Consider the following 19469-nt stretch of genomic DNA (forward strand, 5'->3'; position numbering starts at 1 on the left):
GAGAGGGGGCTAATTAACACTCGATAATGTTGACCGCCAGACCGCCGCGGGCGGTCTCCTTGTATTTGCTTTTCATGTCGGCGCCGGTCTGGCGCATGGTGCGGATGACCTTGTCGAGGGAGACGAAGTGCTGCCCGTCTCCGCGCATGGCCATGCGCACGGCATTGATCGCCTTGACCGAGCCCATGGCGTTGCGTTCGATGCACGGCACCTGCACCAGCCCGCCAATCGGATCGCAGGTCAGGCCGAGGTTGTGTTCCATGCCGATTTCGGCGGCGTTTTCCACTTGTTGCACGCTGCCGCCGAGGACTTCGCACAACGCGCCGGCCGCCATCGAGCAGGCCACGCCGACCTCGCCCTGGCAGCCGACTTCGGCACCGGAGATCGAGGCGTTTTCCTTGTATAGAATGCCGATGGCCGCCGCGGTCAGCAGGAAGCGCACCACGCCGTCATCGTTCGCGCCGGGAATGAAGCGCATGTAGTAATGCAGCACCGCTGGGATGATCCCCGCCGCGCCGTTGGTCGGTGCCGTGACCACGCGCCCGCCGTTGGCGTTTTCTTCGTTGACGGCCAGGGCGTAGAGGTTGACCCAGTCCAGCACCGACAGCGGATCGCGCAGCGACGATTCCGGGTTCTTGCACAGTTGCCGGTGCAGCGCCGCCGCCCGTCGCTTGACCTTCAGGCCGCCCGGCAGAATGCCTTCGTTGCGACAGCCGGCAGCTACGCAGTCCTGCATCACTTGCCAGATCTTCAACAGGCCGGCGCGGGTTTCCGCTTCCGGGCGCCAGGCGCTTTCGTTGGTCAGCATCACCTGGCTGATCGACAGGCCGTAGGTGGCGCAGTGACCGAGCAAGTCCTTGGCACTTTTGAACGGGAAGGTCAGTGGTGTGGCGTCTTCGACGATACGGTCGGCGCCGGCCGCGTCTTCGTCGACCACAAAACCACCGCCGACGGAGTAGTACTCGCGGCTGCGGATCTGCAATCCCGCTGCATCGAAGGCACGGAAGATCATGCCGTTGGGGTGATAGGCCAATGGCTTGCGGATCATTGCCAGGTGTTCTTTCTCGTTGAACGCGATGCTGTGTTCACCGAGCAGGTTCAAACGCCCGCTGCCGCGAATCTGCGTGAGACGTGCAGCGACGGTTTCGGTATCCACGGTATCCGGGTGTTCACCTTCCAGGCCCAGCAGTACGGCCTTGTCGCTGCCGTGACCCTTGCCGGTGGCGCCGAGGGATCCATACAACTCGACCCTGACGCTGGTGGTGGCCGACAACAGGTTTTCCCGACGCAAACCTTCGACGAAACGCGCAGCTGCGCGCATCGGGCCGACGGTGTGGGAGCTGGAGGGGCCGATGCCAATCTTGAACAGGTCGAACACGCTTAACGACATGGTTGTTCTCCGGTTTCTTGTTATAGGCACTTCAGGCACGCATGAAAGGGGCGGGCGAACCCGCCCCCTCACAGGTCAAGCGTAGCTTTCGATCGACGGGCAGGCGCAGACCAGATTGCGGTCGCCGAACACGTTGTCGACGCGACCGACCGGCGGCCAGTACTTGCCTTCGACCAACGATGCCACCGGGTACACCGCTTGTTCGCGGCTGTATGGGTGAGTCCACTCGCCAACCAGCTCTGCGGCAGTGTGCGGAGCGTTCTTCAGCGGGTTGTCGTCCTTGTCCAGGGTGCCGTTTTCCACTGCGCGGATTTCTTCGCGGATGCGGATCATGGCGTCGCAGAAGCGGTCCAGTTCTTCCTTGGATTCACTTTCGGTCGGCTCGATCATCAGCGTGCCGGCCACCGGGAACGACATGGTCGGGGCGTGGAAGCCGAAGTCGATCAGACGTTTGGCCACGTCATCGACGCTGATGCCGCTGCTGTCTTTCAATGGACGCAGATCCAGGATGCACTCGTGCGCCACCAGGCCGTTGCTGCCGGTGTACAGCACTGGATAGTGCTCTTCCAGGCGACGGGAAATGTAGTTGGCATTGAGGATCGCCAGTTGCGAAGCGCGCTTGAGACCTGCGCCACCCATCATGCGAATGTACATCCAGGTGATCGGCAGAATGCTCGCGCTGCCGAACGGCGCCGCGCAGACTGCGCCTGCCTTGCGTTCCATATGGCCGTGGCCCGGCAGGAACGGGGTCAGGTGCGATTTCACGCCGATCGGGCCGACACCCGGGCCGCCACCGCCGTGCGGAATGCAGAAGGTCTTGTGCAGGTTCAGGTGCGAGACGTCGCCGCCGAACTTGCCCGGTGCGCAGAGGCCGACCATCGCGTTCATGTTGGCGCCGTCGATGTACACCTGGCCGCCGTTGTCGTGAATGATGCCGCAGATTTCGCGGATGCCTTCTTCGAACACGCCGTGGGTCGACGGGTAGGTGATCATCAGCGCGGCGAGGTGTTCGCGGTGCTCGATGGCCTTGGCGCGCAGGTCTTCGATGTCCACGTTGCCACGGGCGTCGCAGGCAGTCACGACCACACGCATGCCAGCCATGTTGGCGGTAGCCGGGTTGGTGCCGTGGGCGGACGACGGGATCAGGCAGATGTCGCGACGGTCTTCGCCACGGCTCTGGTGATAGGCACGGATCGCCAGAAGACCTGCATATTCACCCTGGGAACCGGCGTTCGGCTGCAGCGAGATCGCGTCGTAACCGGTGGCGGCGCAGAGCATCGCTTCCAGTTCATCGGTCAGTTGCTGATAGCCGGCGCTTTGCTCGGCAGGGGCGAATGGGTGCAGGGCACCGAATTCGGCCCAGGTCACCGGGATCATTTCGCTGGCGGCGTTGAGTTTCATGGTGCACGAGCCCAGCGGGATCATGGTGCGATCCAGTGCCAGGTCCTTGTCCGCCAGTTTGCGCAGGTAGCGCATCAGCTCGGTTTCCGAGTGATAACGGTTGAATACCGGGTGGCTGAGGATCGGCGACTGACGAACCAGTGCGGCTGGAATGGTGCTTTGCGCGGCAGCGGCGAGAGCAGCGAAGTCCGGCAGAGTCTTGCCGTCGGTGAACAGGCCCCACAGGGTTTCGATGTCGGCCTGGGTGGTGGTTTCGTCGACCGACAGGCCCAGACGCTGGGCATTGATCACCCGCAGGTTGATCTGTTGGGCGCGAGCCTTGTCGTGCAGCGCAGCCGTTTGCGCGCCGGTGGCCAGGGTCAGGGTGTCGAAGAAGCTGGCTTGCTCGACGGTCACGCCCAGGGCGCTCAGTCCCTTGGCCAGGATCGCGGTCAGGTGATGCACACGGTTGGCGATCTGGGTCAGGCCTTTCGGGCCATGGTAAACGGCGTACATGCTGGCGATGTTGGCCAGCAGCACTTGTGCGGTGCAGATGTTCGATGTGGCTTTCTCACGGCGGATGTGTTGCTCGCGGGTCTGCATCGCCAGGCGCAGGGCCGGCTTGCCGAAGCGGTCAACCGAGACACCGACCAGACGGCCCGGCATGTCGCGCTTGAACGCATCTTTGGTGGAGAAGTAAGCCGCGTGCGGGCCACCGAAGCCCAGCGGCACGCCGAAGCGTTGCGCGCTGCCGATGGCCACGTCCGCGCCGAATTCGCCCGGCGGGGTCAGCAAGGTCAGGGCCAGCAGGTCAGCGGCGACGGCTACCAAGGCGTTGGCAGCGTGGAAGCGCTCGGTCAGTTCGCGGTAGTCGAACACATCACCGTTGCTCGCCGGGTATTGCAGCAGCGCGCCGAAGAACGGCGTCACGTCGGTCAGTTCACGCTCGTCGCCCACCACTACTTCAATGCCCAGCGGCTCGGCACGGGTGCGCAGCACGTCGAGGGTTTGCGGGTGGCTGTGGATCGAGGCGAAGAACTGGTGACTGCCCTTGTTCTTGCTCAGGCGTTTGCAGAAGGTCATGGCTTCGGCAGCGGCGGTGGCTTCATCGAGCAAGGAGGCATTGGCGATCGGCAGGCCGGTGAGGTCGCTGATCAGGGTCTGGAAGTTCAGCAGCGCTTCGAGACGGCCCTGGGAAATTTCCGGCTGGTATGGGGTGTAAGCGGTGTACCAGGCCGGGTTTTCCAGCAGGTTGCGCAGGATCGGCGACGGCGTATGGCAGTTGTAGTAGCCCTGGCCGATGTAGGTCTTGAACAGTTGGTTCTTGCCGGCGATGCCTTTGATCATTGCCAAGGCATCGGCTTCGCTCAGGCCGTCGTCGAGGCCGAGCACGCTGGTGCCCTTGATGCTTTCCGGGATGACGCTGGCGCTCAGGGCTTCGAGCGAGTCGAAGCCGAGGCTGTTGAGCATGGCTTGCTCGTCACCGGCGCGCGGGCCGATGTGACGGACAATGAATTCGTTGGCGGTGCCGAGATTTACTTGGGTCATGTCAGGTTCCTCAGGCTTCGGCTTGGGCTTTGATCAGACGGTCGTAGGCGTCCTGATCCAGCAGCTTGGCGACGGCGGAAGCGTCGGCTGGTTTGAAGCGGAAGAACCAGCCTTCGCCCAGCGGATCTTCGTTGACCAGCTCAGGGCTGTCTTCCAGGGCCGGGTTGGTGGCCAGGACTTCACCATCCAGCGGCATGTAAACGCCGCTCGCGGCTTTTACTGATTCCACGGTGGCGGCTTCGGCGCCTTTCTCGTACGCCTGCAATTCAGGCAGTTGCACGAACACCACGTCGCCCAGGGCGTTCTGCGCGAAAGCGGTGATGCCAACGGTGACAGAGCCATCGGCTTCGGCGCGCAGCCATTCGTGATCTTCAGTAAAACGCAACTCGCTCATGGAATCTCCTAGGGGCCAGACTCGTCTGGTGGACGCGGTGGAATACTCGGGCGGCAATGCCCTGATTTTATGAGCGGTTACTTAGCAAGAACGCGGCCAATGCAAAAATATCGTTATAAATCAATGGCTTGATTGATTTGTAGGCAGGCGCGATCACGCTAGCTGTAGCGAAATCGCTACAGTGCGGGGCGAAGAAAAAAGCTGAAGCGGATCAAAGCCTTGCACAGCGGTGATCGGAGGAGGGTGTAGCGATATCGTTCCGCTGTAGCGCTTTCAGTACAGATGGAGGTCGCTTTTGGGGCGCTGTCAGGCTTTCCCCGGAATCCCGTACTTGCGCAGCCGATGGGCAATCGCCGTGTGCGAGGTCTGCAGGCGACTGGCCAGTTGGCGGGTCGAGGGGTAGCTGACGTAGAGCTTTTCCAGCAGCGATTTCTCGAAGGCCTCAACCGCTTCTTCGAGGCTGTCGACATCGGTGTCGGTCTGGCGCGCCACTGAAGTGCCGGCGATGTCGAGATCGCCGATATCCACAAGACTGCTTTCGCAGATTGCTGCGGCGCGGAAGATCACGTTCTGCAATTGCCGCACGTTGCCCGGCCAGCGGTTGCCGAGCAGCGCCGGGTAAGTGCCCGGGGCGAGGCGGCAGACCGGGCGCTGGATCTGCGCACATGCCTGCTGCATGAAGTAGCGGGCCAGCAGCAGAATGTCCTGACCGCGTTCGCGCAGCGGTGGCACCTCGACGTTGAGCACGTTGAGGCGGTAGAACAGGTCTTCGCGGAACAGGCCTTCGCTGACCATTTTTTCCAGATCGCGGTGGGTCGCGCTGAGGATGCGCACGTTGACCTTCACTTCGCGATCACCGCCCACCCGACGGAAGCTGCCATCGTTGAGAAAGCGCAGCAGCTTGGCCTGCAAATACGGCGACATTTCGCCGATCTCGTCGAGGAACACCGTGCCCTGGTTGGCCAGTTCCATCAGCCCCGGTTTACCGCCCCGTTGTGCGCCGGTGAAGGCGCCGGGGGCGTAGCCGAACAGTTCGCTCTCGGCGAGGTTCTCCGGCAGGGCCGCGCAGTTCAGCGCCAGGAATGGTGCGCTGTGGCGGGTGCTGATGGCGTGGCAGGCGCGGGCCACCAATTCCTTGCCGGTGCCGGTTTCGCCCTGGATCAGCAGCGGCGCATCGAGCGCGGCCACCCGTTGCGCACGGGCCTTGAGCGTGCGGATCGCCGGGGATTCGCCGAGCAGGGCATCGAAACCTTCGGCATGGTCGTGGTGCAGCGCCGAGAGTTGTTCGCCGATGCGATTAGGTTGATACAGGGTCAGCAGGGCACCAGCGTCAGTGATCGGCGTGGCATCCAGCAACAGGGTCTGGCCGTTGACGGTGATTTCCCGCAGCGGCAGGCGGAAGCCTTGTTCAAGCAATGTTTCGAGCAGCCCCGGGTCGTTGAACAGCTCCGAGACGCTTTCCCCCGCCGGTTCGCGACCGTACAGGGCGATCAGCGCCGGGTTGGCCAGCAGCACCTTGCCGGCGCTGTCCAGCGCCAGCACCGGGTCGGTCATTGCTGCGAGCAACGCGTCAAGCTGCAAGTGCCGCCGCTGGCCGGGGAGGATGTCGACCACCACCACGGCCTCCACGCCGCGCACCCGGAACAGCGCATCTTTCAGTTCTTCGAGCACTTGCGGGCTGAGGGTCGGGGCGTCGATGTAGACGTTCGGCGGGACCATTTCCACCGCATCCAGATTGAGGTTGCGTCCACCGAGAATCGCCAGGACTTCCTGGGTGATGCCGACGCGGTCGATGAAACTGACGTGGATACGCATGGGGGTGGTTCTGGGTTCTGGAGTACGGAGGGGGGCAAGTATGCCTTGGGGCGGGGCTTCAGGTGAAATCCGACGTGAACTTGCGGCGGGTATGCATCTCCTGTGGGAGCGAGTTCGCTCCCACAATGGATCTGAGGTATGTGGGGTTACTCGAAATGCTCGGGATTAACCGGATCCCCGGATTTCATATTCAACTGCACACGGATGTCTTCAAACATCAAATCGTAATGCTTGTGCACCGAGCCGATCTGGCTGTGGCTCTTGGGGATGCCGTACTTTTCGGCAATCTGCGTCACGTTGCGAGCGAAGTTGTAAGCCTCTTCTTTTGGCAGGAAGAAGGGCTCGTTGACCTCTTTGCCCTGGATGGTTCCATGCAGCCGGAACTGTATCCCTTTGCCTTTTTGCGGATCCTGCGAGACTTCGTACTCGAGGCGGATATTGTAGTTGACGTCATCCTGGGTCAACGCGTGCCGTTCGATGTGCAAGTGACCGGGTTCGAACTGGGCCATGGTGTTCTCTCCTTTCAAGGCATGGGAGAAGGGCAGACCCTGGGTCTGCCCCCGGCATTTCTGGTTATCGGTAGGTGATGCCTGGTGCGGCGGTGCTGACCCGCGTACCGGCGGTGCCCTGGACGATGGCTTCGATGTCCGCCAGAGAACCGATCACCGCGACTTTGCCAGTATGGCGCGCAAATTCACAGGCTGCCTGCACCTTCGGCCCCATGGAGCCGGCGGCGAAGCCCAGGCGTTCGAGTTCGTCCGGATGAGCCTGGGCGATGGCTTTCTCGGTTGGTTTTTTGAAGTCGATGTACGCCGCGTTGACGTCGGTGGCGATCACCAGCAAGTCCGCTTCCAGCTGTTCGGCGAGCAGCGACGAGCACAGGTCTTTGTCGATCACCGCCTCAATACCTTTGAGGTTGCGCTTCTCGTCATACATGGTCGGGATGCCGCCACCGCCGGCGCAGATCACGATGCTGCCCTTGTCCAGCAGCCACTTGATCGGGCGGATTTCGAAGATGCGCTTGGGTTTCGGGCTGGCAACCACGCGACGGTATTTGTCACCGTCGGCCTTGACCACCCAGCCTTTCTCTTTGGCCAGGCGCTCGGCTTCTTCTTTGGCATAGACCGGGCCGATGAATTTGGTCGGGTCTTTGAAAGCCGGATCTTTGGGATCGACTTCGACCTGGGTGAGCAGGGTGGCGAACGGGACTTCGAAGTCCAGCAGGTTGCCCAGTTCCTGTTCGATGATGTAACCGATCATGCCTTCGGTTTCGGCACCGAGCACGTCCAGAGGGTAGGCTTCATCGGGTTTATAGGAGAGGCCCTGCAACGACAGCAGCCCGACTTGCGGGCCATTGCCGTGGGCGATGACCAGTTGGTTGCCGGGATGGATCTTGGCGATTTGCTCGGTCGCGATGCGGATGTTGGCGCGCTGGTTCTCAGCGGTCATCGGCTCACCACGGCGGAGCAGGGCGTTACCGCCCAGAGCTACGACGATACGCATGGTGCATGTCCTTTTTTCGTGTTGATCACTGATCGTGCCCACGCTCCTGCGTGGGAACGATCAGTGCCAAAGCCGGGTTACAGATCAGCCAGAGTCGACACCAGAATCGCCTTGATGGTGTGCATGCGGTTTTCCGCTTGCTCGAAGGCGATGCAGGCAGGCGACTCGAACACGTCGTCGGTCACTTCGATGCCGTTGGCCAGGTGCGGATACTGTTCGGCGATCTGTTTGCCGACCTTGGTATCGCTGTTGTGGAACGCCGGCAGGCAGTGCATGAACTTGGTACGTGGGTTGCCGGTGGCTTTCATCAATTGTGCGTTGACCTGATACGGCAGCAGTTGCTCGATGCGCTCGGCCCAGGCTTCAACCGGTTCGCCCATCGATACCCAGACGTCGGTGTGGATGAAGTCCACGCCCTTGACCGCCGCTTTCGGGTCTTCGGTCAGGGTGATGCGGGCCCCGCTTTCTTCAGCGTATTTCTTGCAACGCTGCACAAGGTCGTCGTGGGGCCACAGCGCCTTCGGTGCACAGATGCGCACGTCCATGCCCAGTTTGGAGCCGACCAGCAGCAGCGAATTACCCATGTTGTTACGGGCGTCACCCAGGTAGGCGTAGCTGATTTCATGGATCGGCTTGTCGGCGTGCTCACGCATGGTCAGCACGTCGGCGATCATCTGGGTCGGGTGATATTCATCGGTCAGGCCGTTGAACACCGGTACGCCGGCGAACTTGGCCAGCTCTTCGACGATTTCCTGCTTGAAGCCACGGTACTCGATGGCGTCGTACATGCGACCCAGCACGCGGGCGGTGTCCTTCATGCTTTCCTTGTGGCCGATCTGCGAGGAATTCGGGTCGATGTAGGTGACGTTGGCGCCCTGGTCATACGCGGCGACTTCGAACGCGCAGCGGGTGCGGGTCGAGGTTTTTTCGAAGATCAGGGCGATGTTGTTGCCCTTCAGGTGTTGCTGCTCGGTGCCGGTGTACTTGGCGCGCTTGAGGTCGCGGGACAGGTCGAGCAGGTAGCGCAGCTCACGTGGGGTGTGGTGTTCCAGGCTGAGCAGGTTACGGTTGTGAATGTTGAAAGCCATGATGGATCTCCTTGCGTACTCGGTTGTCCCCCTGGCCGCGACTTTCTGTTGAAAGAAGGTGAGTTGCGGCCAGGGCTCAGAGGTTTAGTAGTCGATTGGGTCGCGCACGATCGGGCAGGTCATGCAGTGGCCGCCGCCACGGCCACGGCCCAGTTCGCCGGCGCTGATGGTGATGACCTCCACACCGGCCTTGCGCAGCAGGGTGTTGGTGTAGGTGTTGCGGTCGTAACCGATAACGACCCCAGGTTCCAGAGCCACCACGTTGTTGCCGTCGTCCCATTGCTCGCGCTCGGCGGCGAAGCTGTTGCCACCGGTTTCCACGACGCGCAGGTTCGGCAGGTTCAGCGAGTTGGCCACGACTTCGAGGAACGTTTTGTTCTCCCGTCGTACGTCCAGACCGTAAGGTTTGCTTTCGTCAGGACGGATGATGAACGGCACGATTTCCTTGACCACTTCCGGGAAGACCGTGACCAGGTCGCGGTCGCAGAAGCTGAACACGGTATCCAGGTGCATTGCCGCGCGAGATTTCGGCAGGCCGGCGACCACGACTTTGTCCGCCGCGCCTTTGGCGAACAGCGATTGGGCCAGTTGACCGATGGCCTGGCGCGAGGAACGCTCGCCCATGCCGATCAACACCACGCCGTTGCCGATCGGCATCACGTCGCCGCCCTCGAGAGTGGCTTTGCCGTGGTCCTTGTCCGGATCGCCGTACCAGACTTCGAAGTCGGCACCGGTGAAGTCGGGGTGGAACTTGTAGATGGCGGTGGTCAACAGGGTTTCCTGGCGACGGGCCGGCCAGTACATAGGGTTGAGCGTCACGCCGCCGTAGATCCAGCAAGTGGTGTCGCGGGTGAACTGGGTGTTGGGCAGCGGGTCGAGCAGGAAGCTGGAATGGCCCAGGTAGTCGCGATACATCTTGATCACGCTGGCGCCTTCGCTGTCCGGCAGATCTTCGCCGGCCACGCCACCAATCAGGAACTCGGCGAGCTTGCGCGGCTCCAGGCCTTCGAGCCAGCTGCGCACTTCGTTGGTCAGGCCGACGCCGACGGTGTCGGGGGTGATCTTGCGATCCAGAATCCATTTCAGCGCTTCGGGGTTGCCGACGATGTCGGTCAGCAGGTTGTGCATTTCCAGCACTTCGATCCCGCGCTCGCGCATCTTGGTGACGAAGTCGAAGTGGTCGCGCTTGGCCTGATTGACCCAGATCACATCGTCGAACAGCAGTTCGTCGCAGTTGCTCGGGGTCAGCCGCTGGTGGGCCAGACCTGGGGAACAAACCATGACTTTGCGCAGTTTGCCGGCTTCGGAATGGACGCCGTACTTAACTTTTTCCGTGGTCATTTCAGTGATCCTCCAGAGATAAAACGTTTGGCAATTACAGAGTCAGGAAGCCGTCGTAGAGACCGTAGGCTGCCACCAGGGCACCTACGACCACCGCGGCGAAAATCAGCTTCTCGACGTTGGTGAAAACCGGTTGTTTGAGTTCGAGCTTGGCCTTGGCGAACAGGATCGCGCCGGGTGCATAGAGCAGGGCCGACAGCAGCAGGTACTTGACGCCGCCGGCATACAACAGCCAGATCGCGTAGACGAGGGCGATGGCGCCGATGATCAGGTCCTTGCGCCGTTCGGCGGCAAAACCTTCATAGGTCTCGCCACGGATCGCCAGCAGCAGGGCGTAGGCTGCCGACCACAGGTAGGGCACCAGAATCATCGAGGTGGCGAGGTAGATCAGTGACAGGTAGGTGCTGGCCGAGAACAGGGTGATGACCAGAAACAGCTGCACCATCGCGTTGGTCAGCCACAGGGCATTGGCGGGAACCTGGTTGGCGTTTTCGCGGCGCAGGAACTCCGGCATGGTGTGGTCCTTGGCGGCGGCGAACATGATCTCCGCACACAGCAGCACCCACGACAGCAGCGCTCCCAGCAGCGAGATGATCAGGCCCACGCTGATCAGCACCGCGCCCCAGTGACCGACCACGTGCTCCAGCACGGCGGCCATCGACGGGTTCTGCAGTTTGGCCAGTTCCGGTTGGGTCATGATCCCCAGCGACAGCACATTCACCAGCACCAGGAAAAGCAGCACGGTGATGAAACCGATCACGGTGGCCTTGCCGACGTCTGAACGTTTTTCCGCCCGGGCCGAGAAGATGCTCGCGCCTTCGATGCCGATGAACACCCACACGGTGACCAGCATCATGTTGCGCACCTGGTTCATCACGCTGCCCAGGTCCGGGTTTTTCACACCCCAGATGTCGGCGGTGAAGATGTCCAGTTTGAAGGCGAAAATCGCGATCAGGACGAACAGCAGCAACGGCACGACCTTGGCGACGGTGGTCACGAGGTTGATGAATGCCGCTTCCTTGATCCCGCGCAGCACCAGAAAGTGCACGGCCCACAGCAGCACCGAGGCGCCGATCACGGCGGCAACGGTGTTGCCTTCACCGAAAATCGGAAAGAAATAGCCAAGAGTGCTGAACAGCAGAACGAAGTAACCGACGTTGCCCAGCCAGGCGCTGATCCAGTAGCCCCAGGCGGACGAGAAACCCATGTAGTCGCCGAAACCGGCCTTGGCGTAGGCGTACACGCCGCCGTCCAGGTCAGGTTTGCGATTGGCGAGGGTTTGAAAGACGAAAGCGAGGGTGAGCATGCCGACGGCGGTGATAGCCCACCCGATCAGCACCGCACCCACGTCGGCGCTGGCGGCCATGTTTTGTGGCAAAGAAAATATCCCGCCACCGATCATTGAGCCGACTACCAATGCGACCAGTGCACCTAGTCGTAGTTTTCCGGGAGCTTCAGACATTGCATGACTCCATTGCAGGAGAGAAGAGTTCACAGCGTAGTTCTGTTGGCTTTTCAAACAGCTGACTTAGATCAGTGCATAGTCACATTCCATTGTTAATGAATGACTTATGAAGCGGATGCAGGCATAAAGCTATTGGCTGAAAGGCCCGTCCCAGAGGCCTTTGGTCGATGTGGTTGGGAATGGATCCTATTACTTTCGAGTTATGACGCTAGTTGCTTTTCGGGTTTTGGCAAATTTTTCACATCTGTTTTCAGTACAGAATTGATTTATTAGGATCGGCGCACAAAACTGACTTAACGTGCTAGGCGTTAGCGTTATCCGCTATATATAAATAGGCGCTTTTGGTGTTACCTGATAAACGTCAGCTAGTTTTATCCGTTTAGTTAATAGTTGTTACAAATAAAAACCTCAGCCCATCTTTCAAGGAGATTTGAATGTCGCAACCGACGCAAAAACTGCGCCTTGGCGCACTGATCGCCCTGGTGGTGGGTTCGATGATCGGTGGGGGGATTTTCTCTTTGCCGCAGAACATGGCGGCTCGCGCCGACGCCGGCGCTATCCTGATCGGCTGGGGAATCACCGCCATCGGGATGCTGACCCTGGCGTTCGTGTTCCAGACCCTGGCCAATCGCAAGCCGGAACTCGATTCTGGCGTCTACGCCTACGCCAAGGCCGGGTTCGGCGATTACATGGGCTTTTCTTCGGCCTGGGGTTACTGGATCAGTGCCTGGCTGGGCAACGTCGGGTATTTCGTGTTGCTGTTCAGCACCCTCGGCTACTTCTTTCCGGTGTTCGGCCAGGGCAACACGCCGATCGCCATCGGTTGCGCCTCGGTGCTGCTGTGGGCCGTGCATTTTCTGGTGATGCGCGGGATCAAGGAGGCGGCGCTGATCAACCAGTTGACCACCGTGGCCAAGATCATTCCGTTGATCATGTTTGTGATCATCGCCGCCGTGGCGTTCAAGGCTGACGTGTTTACCCGTGACATCTGGGGCCGCAGCAATCCGAACTTCGGCGGTGTGATGGACCAGGTGCGCAACATGATGCTGGTTACCGTGTTTGTATTTATCGGTATCGAAGGCGCGAGCGTTTACTCGGCGCGGGCGGAGAAACGCACGGACGTGGGTCGCGCCACGGTGATCGGTTTCCTCGGTGTGCTGGCGCTGCTGGTGCTGGTCAATGTGTTGTCGCTGGGGATCATGAGTCAGCCGGAACTGGCGATCTTGCAGAACCCGTCGCTGGCCGCCGTGCTGGAACACATCGTCGGACCATGGGGCGCGTTGCTGATCAGTGTCGGTCTGGCCATTTCGTTGCTCGGTGCGCTGTTGTCGTGGGCGCTGCTGTGCGCCGAAATCCTCTTCGCCACCGCCAAGGACAAGACCATGCCGGCGTTCCTGCGCAAGGAAAACGCCAACCATGTTCCGGTCAACGCGCTGTGGCTGACCAACGTGATGATCCAGATTTTCCTGCTGATCACGCTGTTTTCCGCCGGCACCTACACCAGCCTCATCTACCTCGCGTCGTCGATGATCCTGGTGCCGTACCTGTGGTCGGCAGCCTACGCGGTGCTGTTGAGCGGACGCGGAGAAACCTATGAACATGCCTCGGCCGAACGCACCAAGGACCTGCTGATCGGCGGCATTGCCCTGTGCTACGCGGTGTGGTTGCTGTACGCCGGCGGGGTGAAATACCTGCTGTTGTCGGCGCTGCTGTATGCGCCGGGGGTGATTCTGTTCGCCAAGGCCAAGCATGAGCAGAATGAGCCGCTGTTCACTACGATCGAGAAGGGGATCTTCACCTGTGTCATCGCCGGGGCGGGGCTCGCGGCCTACGGGTTGTACAGCGGTGTGCTGTCGTTGTGAGGCTGCGACTCGAATACCGGGCGCCCTACGACTGGCCGGCTATGCTCGGATTTCTCGCGGCGCGGGCGGTGGCAGGGATGGAGACCGTTGTCGATAGTGTGTATTCGCGCAGCATCGGTTTGAACGGTATGCATGGCACAGTTTCGGTCTGGTCCGGTGACAATGATGCGCTGGAGGTTGAGCTGGATTTTCCGGATGCGACGGCGGTGCCCGAGATAGTTGTGCGCTTGCGTCGGCTGTTCGATCTGGACGCGGATCTGCCGACGATGCAGCGCCATCTGGCGATGGATCCGCTGCTTGCGCCATTGATTGCCGAACGCCCGGGGTTGCGGGTGCCGGGCGCGTGGGACGGACTGGAGCTGGCGTTTCGGGCAGTGCTGGGGCAGCAGATTACGGTGGTCGGGGCGATCCGGCTGGCGGGGAAACTGGTGGCGCAGTATGGCGAGCCATTGCGCTCAACAGTGCCGGGATTGACTCATGCATTTCCCGACGCGGCGGTTCTGGCGAAGGCCGATCTGGCGGCGCTGGGCATGCCGAAAAGTCGAGGACGGACCTTGTCCGGGGTGTCGCAGGCGTTGCTGGATGATCCGCTGCTGTTTGAATCCGGGACCGCGCGGTTGCTGGCGCTGCACGGGATCGGCGACTGGACGGCGCAATACATTGCCCTGCGGCAGTTGCGGGATATGGACGGGTTTCCGACCGGGGATGTGGGGTTGCTGCGGGCGCTCGAGGTGCTGGAGGGAACGCGGATGACGGCGCGGGAATTGTCTGCCCGCGCCGAGATTTGGCGGCCGTATCGCGGGTATGCGGCGCAGGTGTTGTGGACATCGTCGAGTCGTGCGGATTGATACCCGCACACATTCAAATCCATCGCGGTTGATGTGAACCCAACTCAGTGGCCGGCAATGCCCACTGCAATGGCGTCCCGCAGATCTTCAATGGCGCTTGCAGCCGATGCGCCAGCCCCCAAGGCGTCTGCTCCATCTGCAAACTCTGATCCTTTGCCTCTTCCGGACGCAGCACTTCGTTCGTGCCCGGCTCCTGCTCGATCAACAATTTCGCTGTCCGCGCCAGCGACAATCGCGCTGATCCACCTCGACCACTGTGCAGCCTTTCAGCCAGCAACCGGATCGCACTCGCCGCCATCAAATATCCCGTCGCATGATCCAGCGCCTGCACCGGCAGCGGGGTCGGTTTGTCAGCCTGCTTCCAGCGCTGTCCGGCCTCGGCAATGCCGCTGCTCATCTGCACCAGGCTGTCGAAGCCTCGGCGGTTCTGCCACGGGCCGCTCCAGCCGTAGGCATTGAGGCAGACGTCGATCAGTCCGGGTGCCAGTTGCCGGCGATGCTCGGCACCAAAACCCAAGTGCTCCAGCGCATCGGCGCGATAGCCGTGCAGCAGAATGTCAGCGTCTTTGAGCAGACTTTCGAACACCGCACGATCTGCCGCTTGATGCAGATCCAGCCGCGCACAGCGTTTACCGAGGGTTACTTCCGGCACCACGCCGGGCTCGTTCCAGGTCGGAGGGTCGATGCGCAGGACATTGGCACCCAGCCCCGCGAGAAAGCGGCTCGCAGTCGGGCCGGCGAGGACGCGAGTCAAATCGAGCACCTTGAGCCCCGCCAGCGGTTGTTCCACCGAGCCTTTCCAGGTTTTATGACTTTCTTCTCCATCACCGAAATGCACTAAGGGCTCGGCATTCACCGCCAGTCCTTGCGGGTGTTTCTGCCACTGCGCCCAACTGCGCATTTCGGCGGCGCAGCCATTGGCCTCGACTACCGCTTGTTCCAGATCGGTACTGGCCCATTGCACGACTTTCGCCGCCATCGCCGCGCGGTCGGCACAGGCACCCAGCACGCTTTCGGCAGCGGCGCGGTGATGCGGGGCGTTGGTGTGCAGGCGAATCCAGCCATCCTTGGTCGCGTAGTCGCCGGCCACCGGATCCCACAGCGGCGGCACCTCCCAGCCGATCGGTCGCAGCGAAGTGGCGAACCAGAACGAGGCGAGGCGGCGGTCGACTGCCATGTCGGGTAGCTGGCCGGTCTGCTGCCGGAGCAATTCGCCGACCGCTTGCCCGGCCGCAGCAATGCTCGCGCAGGCCAGGTCGGTGACGGCAAACGCCGAGGGCAGGGCGCCCTCGCCGGTAAACGGAATCGGTGTGCTGGGCAAGCCAAGCGCGGCTTGAATGGACGTGAGCAGATCAGTCATCGAAGGCCCTCCGGCAGAGGGCCTGATCATAGATCAAATCAGACGCGGAACTGATCCATCAATTTCATCTGTTGACTGGCCAGGGCATTCAACTGGCTGCTGATCGCCGCCGATTCGGTGGCCTGTTCGGTCAGGGTTTCGGTGACAGTGCGGATCGCCGAGACGTTGCGGTTGACCTCTTCGGCCACGGCGCTTTGCTGTTCGGCGGCGCTGGCGATCTGCAGGTTCATGTCGCTGATCACGGTCACCGCATCGCTGATCTTGCCGAGGGCGTCCACGGCCTGGCGGATCTGCCCGGCGTTGTTGTGGGCCTGGGTCTGGCTCGAATGCATGGTCGCGACCACGCCACGGGTTCCGGTCTGGATGCGTTCGATCACCACGCGGATTTCTTCCACAGAATCCTGAGTGCGCTTGGCCAGGTTGCGGACTTCGTCGGCAACCACCGCGAAACCGCGACCGCTTTCACCGGCACGGGCCGCTTCGATCGCGGCGTTCAGCGCCAGCAGGTTGGTCTGTTCGGCAATGCTGCGGATCACTTCCAGCACCGAACCGATCTGTTCGCTGTTGACCGCCAGTTCTTCAACCTCAGTCACCGCTTTGCTGACTTCATCGGCCAGTTGATTGATGTCGCGGGTGCTGCGCTCGATGATCGACATCCCGTCCTTGGCCGACTGGTCGGCGCCTTTCGCGGCGTTGGCAGCATTCGAAGCGCTGTTGGCCACGTCGTGGGCGGTGGCGCTCATTTCGTTGGAGGCGGTGGCCACCTGATCGATCTCGCGGAACTGCACCTGCATGCCTTCGCTGGTCTGGCGGGCGATTTCCGATGATTGATCGGCGGTGCCACGGGCCTCGGAGATGCTCTGTTTGATCTGGGCGATGGTCGGTTGCAGCTTGTCAAGGAAGCGGTTGAACCAGTTCACCAGTTCGCCCAGTTCATCTTTCTTGGTGTAGTTCAGGCGCTGAGTCAGATCGCCTTCACCACTGGCGATGTTCTTCAGCATTTCGGCGACGCTGTTGATCGGACGGGTCACACCGGAGGCGGTGAGCCAGATCAGCACCAGGCCGATCAGGCCGGCGATCACGGCCACCGCCAACGCGGTCATCACGCCGGTTTGCTGAGCGTCGTCGAGCACCGCTTGCAGCTTGACCGAGTCGGCCAGCAGCACTTGTTTCGGCAGATCGATGACCACGCCCCAGGCCCGGGAATTGCCAATCGGATCGACCGGGTATACGGCGCGGATCAGGTCGCCCTGCTCGAGAATCTTCGGTGTGCCGGCGCTCAGCAATTGCAGGATGTCCTTGCCTTCGGCGCCAAGGGTTTCGGCGATGCCTTTGCCGACCTTGGTCGCGTCGGTGCTGTAGGCACCGAGCACGCCGCTGCCGGAGACGATCAGCATGTGCCCGGCACCGTTGAACAGTTCGCGCTGGGAACCCACGGCCGCCGCTTGCAGTGCATCAAGGGCGATGTCGACGCCGACCACGCCGATAGCCTTGCCATCCACCAGCAGCGGCACGGCAATGGTGGTCATGAGCATTTCCTTGCCGCCCACGGTGTCGGCGTAAGGGTCGAGCAGGCAGGTGCGCTTGTTGTCGCGAGGGCAGGTGTACCAGCTGTTGTAAGGCGTACCGCTGACGCTGAGGGTGGTCTTGGTCATGTCTTCTTCGACCATGATCGTGTTCAGCGCAGAACCGGCGGCGCGGCTCCAGTAAGTGGCGAAGCGCCCGGCTTCGTTGGACTGGCGCGCGGCATCGTTGATGAACTCACTGTCCTTGCCGTCCAGGCCGTTGGGTTCGAAGGCCAGCCAGATGCCCAGCACCTTGCTGTTGCGCTCGAACGCGGTTTTCAGGCTCAGGTTCAACTCTTCACGCAAGGCCCCGGCGTCCAGCGAACGCTTGGCGGCCATGACGCGCATGTCCTTGATCTGGTCGGCCAGTGCGGTGATCACCAGCAGGCTCTCGCCGAAGGTTTTCTGCACCTGCACCGCCTGTTCGGCCGCCTTGGCCTGCAGCAGGTTCTGCACGCTGGCGGTGAGCATCTTGCTGCTCGACTCGCTGACCAGTTTGTCGTTCTGGTTGGTCTGGTAAATGTTGATGCCGACAATCAGCGCAACCACGCCGAGCAGGCAGAGCCCGGACAGCAGGACGATTTTCAGGCGAATGGACAGGGAGTCGAACATGGGGTGTTCTCGCGAATGAATGAACTGTTGGCTACGGGACACGGAATTGCCCGGTTCGCCAAATCCATTCAGCGCCATTCAATGGTCATCGGCGCGGGGCGAGGGTGCATGAGGCGCAAGCCGACGAACGGTCGCCGGTAAACGTTTGCGCGGGCAAATGCCCTGAAAAGAATGGAAAAATCAGGAAATCTTCGGCAACGCTTCCGGTCGTGACCAGATCCACAGGTTGCCCATCGTCATGCCGGCAATCGCCAGATAGACCGGCCAGCCGTGATCGAGCATCACCAGCATCAGGGTCGCGCACAGCAGCATGCTGACGGTGGCGCTGACCTTGGCCTTGCGGGCGATGATCTTGCCGTTGCGCCAGTTGTTCAGGATCGGGCCGAACAGTCGATGGTTTTCCAGCCAGGCACTCAGGCGCGGCGAACTGCGGGTCGCGGCCCAGGCGGCGAGCAGGATGAACTCGGTGGTCGGCAGGCCGGGTACGACAATGGCGATCAGGCCGATACCGAGGCTGACATAGGCCAGCAGGCCGAATAGCAGGCGGGCGAGTCTGGAAGAGGCGGGTTGGGGCATGGGCTCGAGGTGCGTGAGGCGAAACGGGGATTCTACAGGCTGGCGCCATTCCCATGTGGAAGCTGGTTTGCCAGCTCCCCCAGGGTTTTGTGTCGGGCTTGGGATCAGGCCGGTTCGGCTTCTGTTGCGTAAGCCTGTTCCAGCAGCACGGTGAAGCGGTTGAACGCGTCGATCGCGCCTTGCTCCACTTCGGCTTCTTCTTCGGCACTGAATTGCAGCGAGTCCAGGGTGCGCACGAAACTTTTCCAGCCTTCGGCGCGACCGCCTTCAGGCTCGCCCAGGTGACGGGCGCCGAAGGTTTCGCTCAGGTCCAGGGCAACGGCGCGTTTGATCAGAAACGCAGCGCCGAGCTTGGAGCCTTCGGACACGAAGATCCAGCCCAGGGCGCGGGCCTTGTTCGGGTTTTTCACCGCGCCGGCCACTGGCGCAGGCACTTCGGTGTCCAGATCCGCAAGGTCGGCCTTGGCGGCTTCTGCGCGGCAGCGGGCCGGCAGATCCGGGACGATGGCGGTCAGTTCGGCATCGTTGTACAGCGAGACCAGTTCCGACTGGAACAGGTACTGCGCGACCACGAAACGGGCGAAATTGGCGCGGGTCTCGAACGGCGCGTGGGCCTTGACCAGCGCATCGAGCTTGCTGTGCGGCTCGTGGGTGATCTGGTTCAAACGTTGCGAACGCAGGGCTTTTTCCGGGGTGCTCATGAGATGTCCTTGAAAAGAAGA

Annotated in this window: 15 protein-coding genes and 1 pseudogene; 2 read left to right on the top strand and 14 right to left on the bottom strand. The window is 61.6% G+C overall.

Features of this window, described 5'->3' with window-relative positions; translation table 11 throughout:
• Positions 1-13: 13 nt before the first annotated feature.
• The 9 genes from CAF87_RS00970 to arcD (CAF87_RS01010) form a co-directional block, all read right to left on the bottom strand.
• On the bottom strand, positions 14-1390 hold the full coding sequence (locus CAF87_RS00970) for an L-serine ammonia-lyase (protein ID WP_085730271.1): 1377 nt from the start codon (positions 1388-1390) through the stop codon (positions 14-16).
• Positions 1391-1465: 75 nt separating this feature from the next.
• Positions 1466-4318 carry an aminomethyl-transferring glycine dehydrogenase gene (gene gcvP, locus CAF87_RS00975; RefSeq protein ID WP_085730272.1) on the bottom strand — a complete coding sequence of 951 codons (2853 nt, stop codon included), beginning with the start codon at positions 4316-4318 and terminating at the stop codon, positions 1466-1468.
• 10 nt (positions 4319-4328) lie between these two features.
• Entirely contained in the window at positions 4329-4712 is a 384-nt protein-coding gene (gene gcvH / locus CAF87_RS00980; RefSeq protein WP_007951190.1) for a glycine cleavage system protein GcvH, read from the bottom strand.
• Between the two features lie 306 nt (positions 4713-5018).
• Entirely contained in the window at positions 5019-6527 is a 1509-nt protein-coding gene (locus CAF87_RS00985; RefSeq protein ID WP_085730273.1) for a sigma-54-dependent transcriptional regulator, read from the bottom strand.
• Positions 6528-6673: 146 nt separating this feature from the next.
• A complete protein-coding gene (locus CAF87_RS00990) occupies positions 6674-7036 on the bottom strand; it encodes a DUF5064 family protein (protein ID WP_085730274.1) in 363 nt (120 codons plus the stop codon).
• Between the two features lie 64 nt (positions 7037-7100).
• Positions 7101-8030 carry a carbamate kinase gene (arcC, locus tag CAF87_RS00995; RefSeq protein ID WP_085730275.1) on the bottom strand — a complete coding sequence of 310 codons (930 nt, stop codon included), beginning with the start codon at positions 8028-8030 and terminating at the stop codon, positions 7101-7103.
• Positions 8031-8107: 77 nt separating this feature from the next.
• Entirely contained in the window at positions 8108-9118 is a 1011-nt protein-coding gene (locus CAF87_RS01000) for an ornithine carbamoyltransferase (protein ID WP_085730276.1), read from the bottom strand.
• A gap of 84 nt (positions 9119-9202) precedes the next feature.
• The gene (gene arcA, locus CAF87_RS01005; RefSeq protein ID WP_085697159.1) at positions 9203-10459 is read right to left on the bottom strand and encodes an arginine deiminase; all 1257 of its coding nucleotides are present in this window, start codon (positions 10457-10459) and stop codon (positions 9203-9205) included.
• Positions 10460-10493: 34 nt separating this feature from the next.
• Positions 10494-11921 carry an arginine-ornithine antiporter gene (arcD, locus tag CAF87_RS01010; RefSeq protein WP_085730277.1) on the bottom strand — a complete coding sequence of 476 codons (1428 nt, stop codon included), beginning with the start codon at positions 11919-11921 and terminating at the stop codon, positions 10494-10496.
• Between the two features lie 437 nt (positions 11922-12358).
• Here arcD (CAF87_RS01010) and arcD (CAF87_RS01015) point away from each other — a divergent pair, with 437 nt between their 5' ends.
• Together arcD (CAF87_RS01015) and CAF87_RS01020 are read left to right on the top strand one after the other, a co-directional pair.
• A complete protein-coding gene (gene arcD / locus CAF87_RS01015) occupies positions 12359-13786 on the top strand; it encodes an arginine-ornithine antiporter (RefSeq protein ID WP_085730278.1) in 1428 nt (475 codons plus the stop codon).
• Entirely contained in the window at positions 13783-14634 is an 852-nt protein-coding gene (locus tag CAF87_RS01020; protein WP_085730279.1) for a DNA-3-methyladenine glycosylase, read from the top strand. The genes arcD (CAF87_RS01015) and CAF87_RS01020 overlap by 4 nt, the downstream gene beginning before the upstream one ends.
• A 13-nt stretch (positions 14635-14647) precedes the next feature.
• Here CAF87_RS01020 and CAF87_RS01025 read toward each other — a convergent pair whose 3' ends face one another.
• The 5 genes and pseudogenes from CAF87_RS01025 to CAF87_RS01040 form a co-directional block, all read right to left on the bottom strand.
• The gene (locus CAF87_RS01025) at positions 14648-15994 is read right to left on the bottom strand and encodes a CoA transferase (protein WP_085730280.1); all 1347 of its coding nucleotides are present in this window, start codon (positions 15992-15994) and stop codon (positions 14648-14650) included.
• A 38-nt stretch (positions 15995-16032) separates the two neighbouring features.
• Positions 16033-16788, bottom strand: a complete 756-nt coding sequence (locus tag CAF87_RS29625; protein WP_371320921.1) for a methyl-accepting chemotaxis protein — start codon at positions 16786-16788, stop codon at positions 16033-16035.
• 102 nt (positions 16789-16890) lie between these two features.
• A pseudogene (locus CAF87_RS29630) lies at positions 16891-18249 on the bottom strand (HAMP domain-containing protein); the annotation flags it as partial.
• Positions 18250-18351: 102 nt separating this feature from the next.
• Complete coding sequence (locus CAF87_RS01035; RefSeq protein ID WP_085730281.1) at positions 18352-18747, bottom strand: YbaN family protein; 396 nt, start codon at positions 18745-18747, stop codon at positions 18352-18354.
• Positions 18748-18851: 104 nt separating this feature from the next.
• On the bottom strand, positions 18852-19448 hold the full coding sequence (locus tag CAF87_RS01040) for a biliverdin-producing heme oxygenase (RefSeq protein ID WP_085730282.1): 597 nt from the start codon (positions 19446-19448) through the stop codon (positions 18852-18854).
• Between the last annotated feature and the right edge of the window lie 21 nt (positions 19449-19469).

Origin of the sequence: Pseudomonas sp. R38(2017) (genome assembly GCF_002112395.1) — a bacterium.
Taxonomy (GTDB): Bacteria; Pseudomonadota; Gammaproteobacteria; order Pseudomonadales; family Pseudomonadaceae; genus Aquipseudomonas.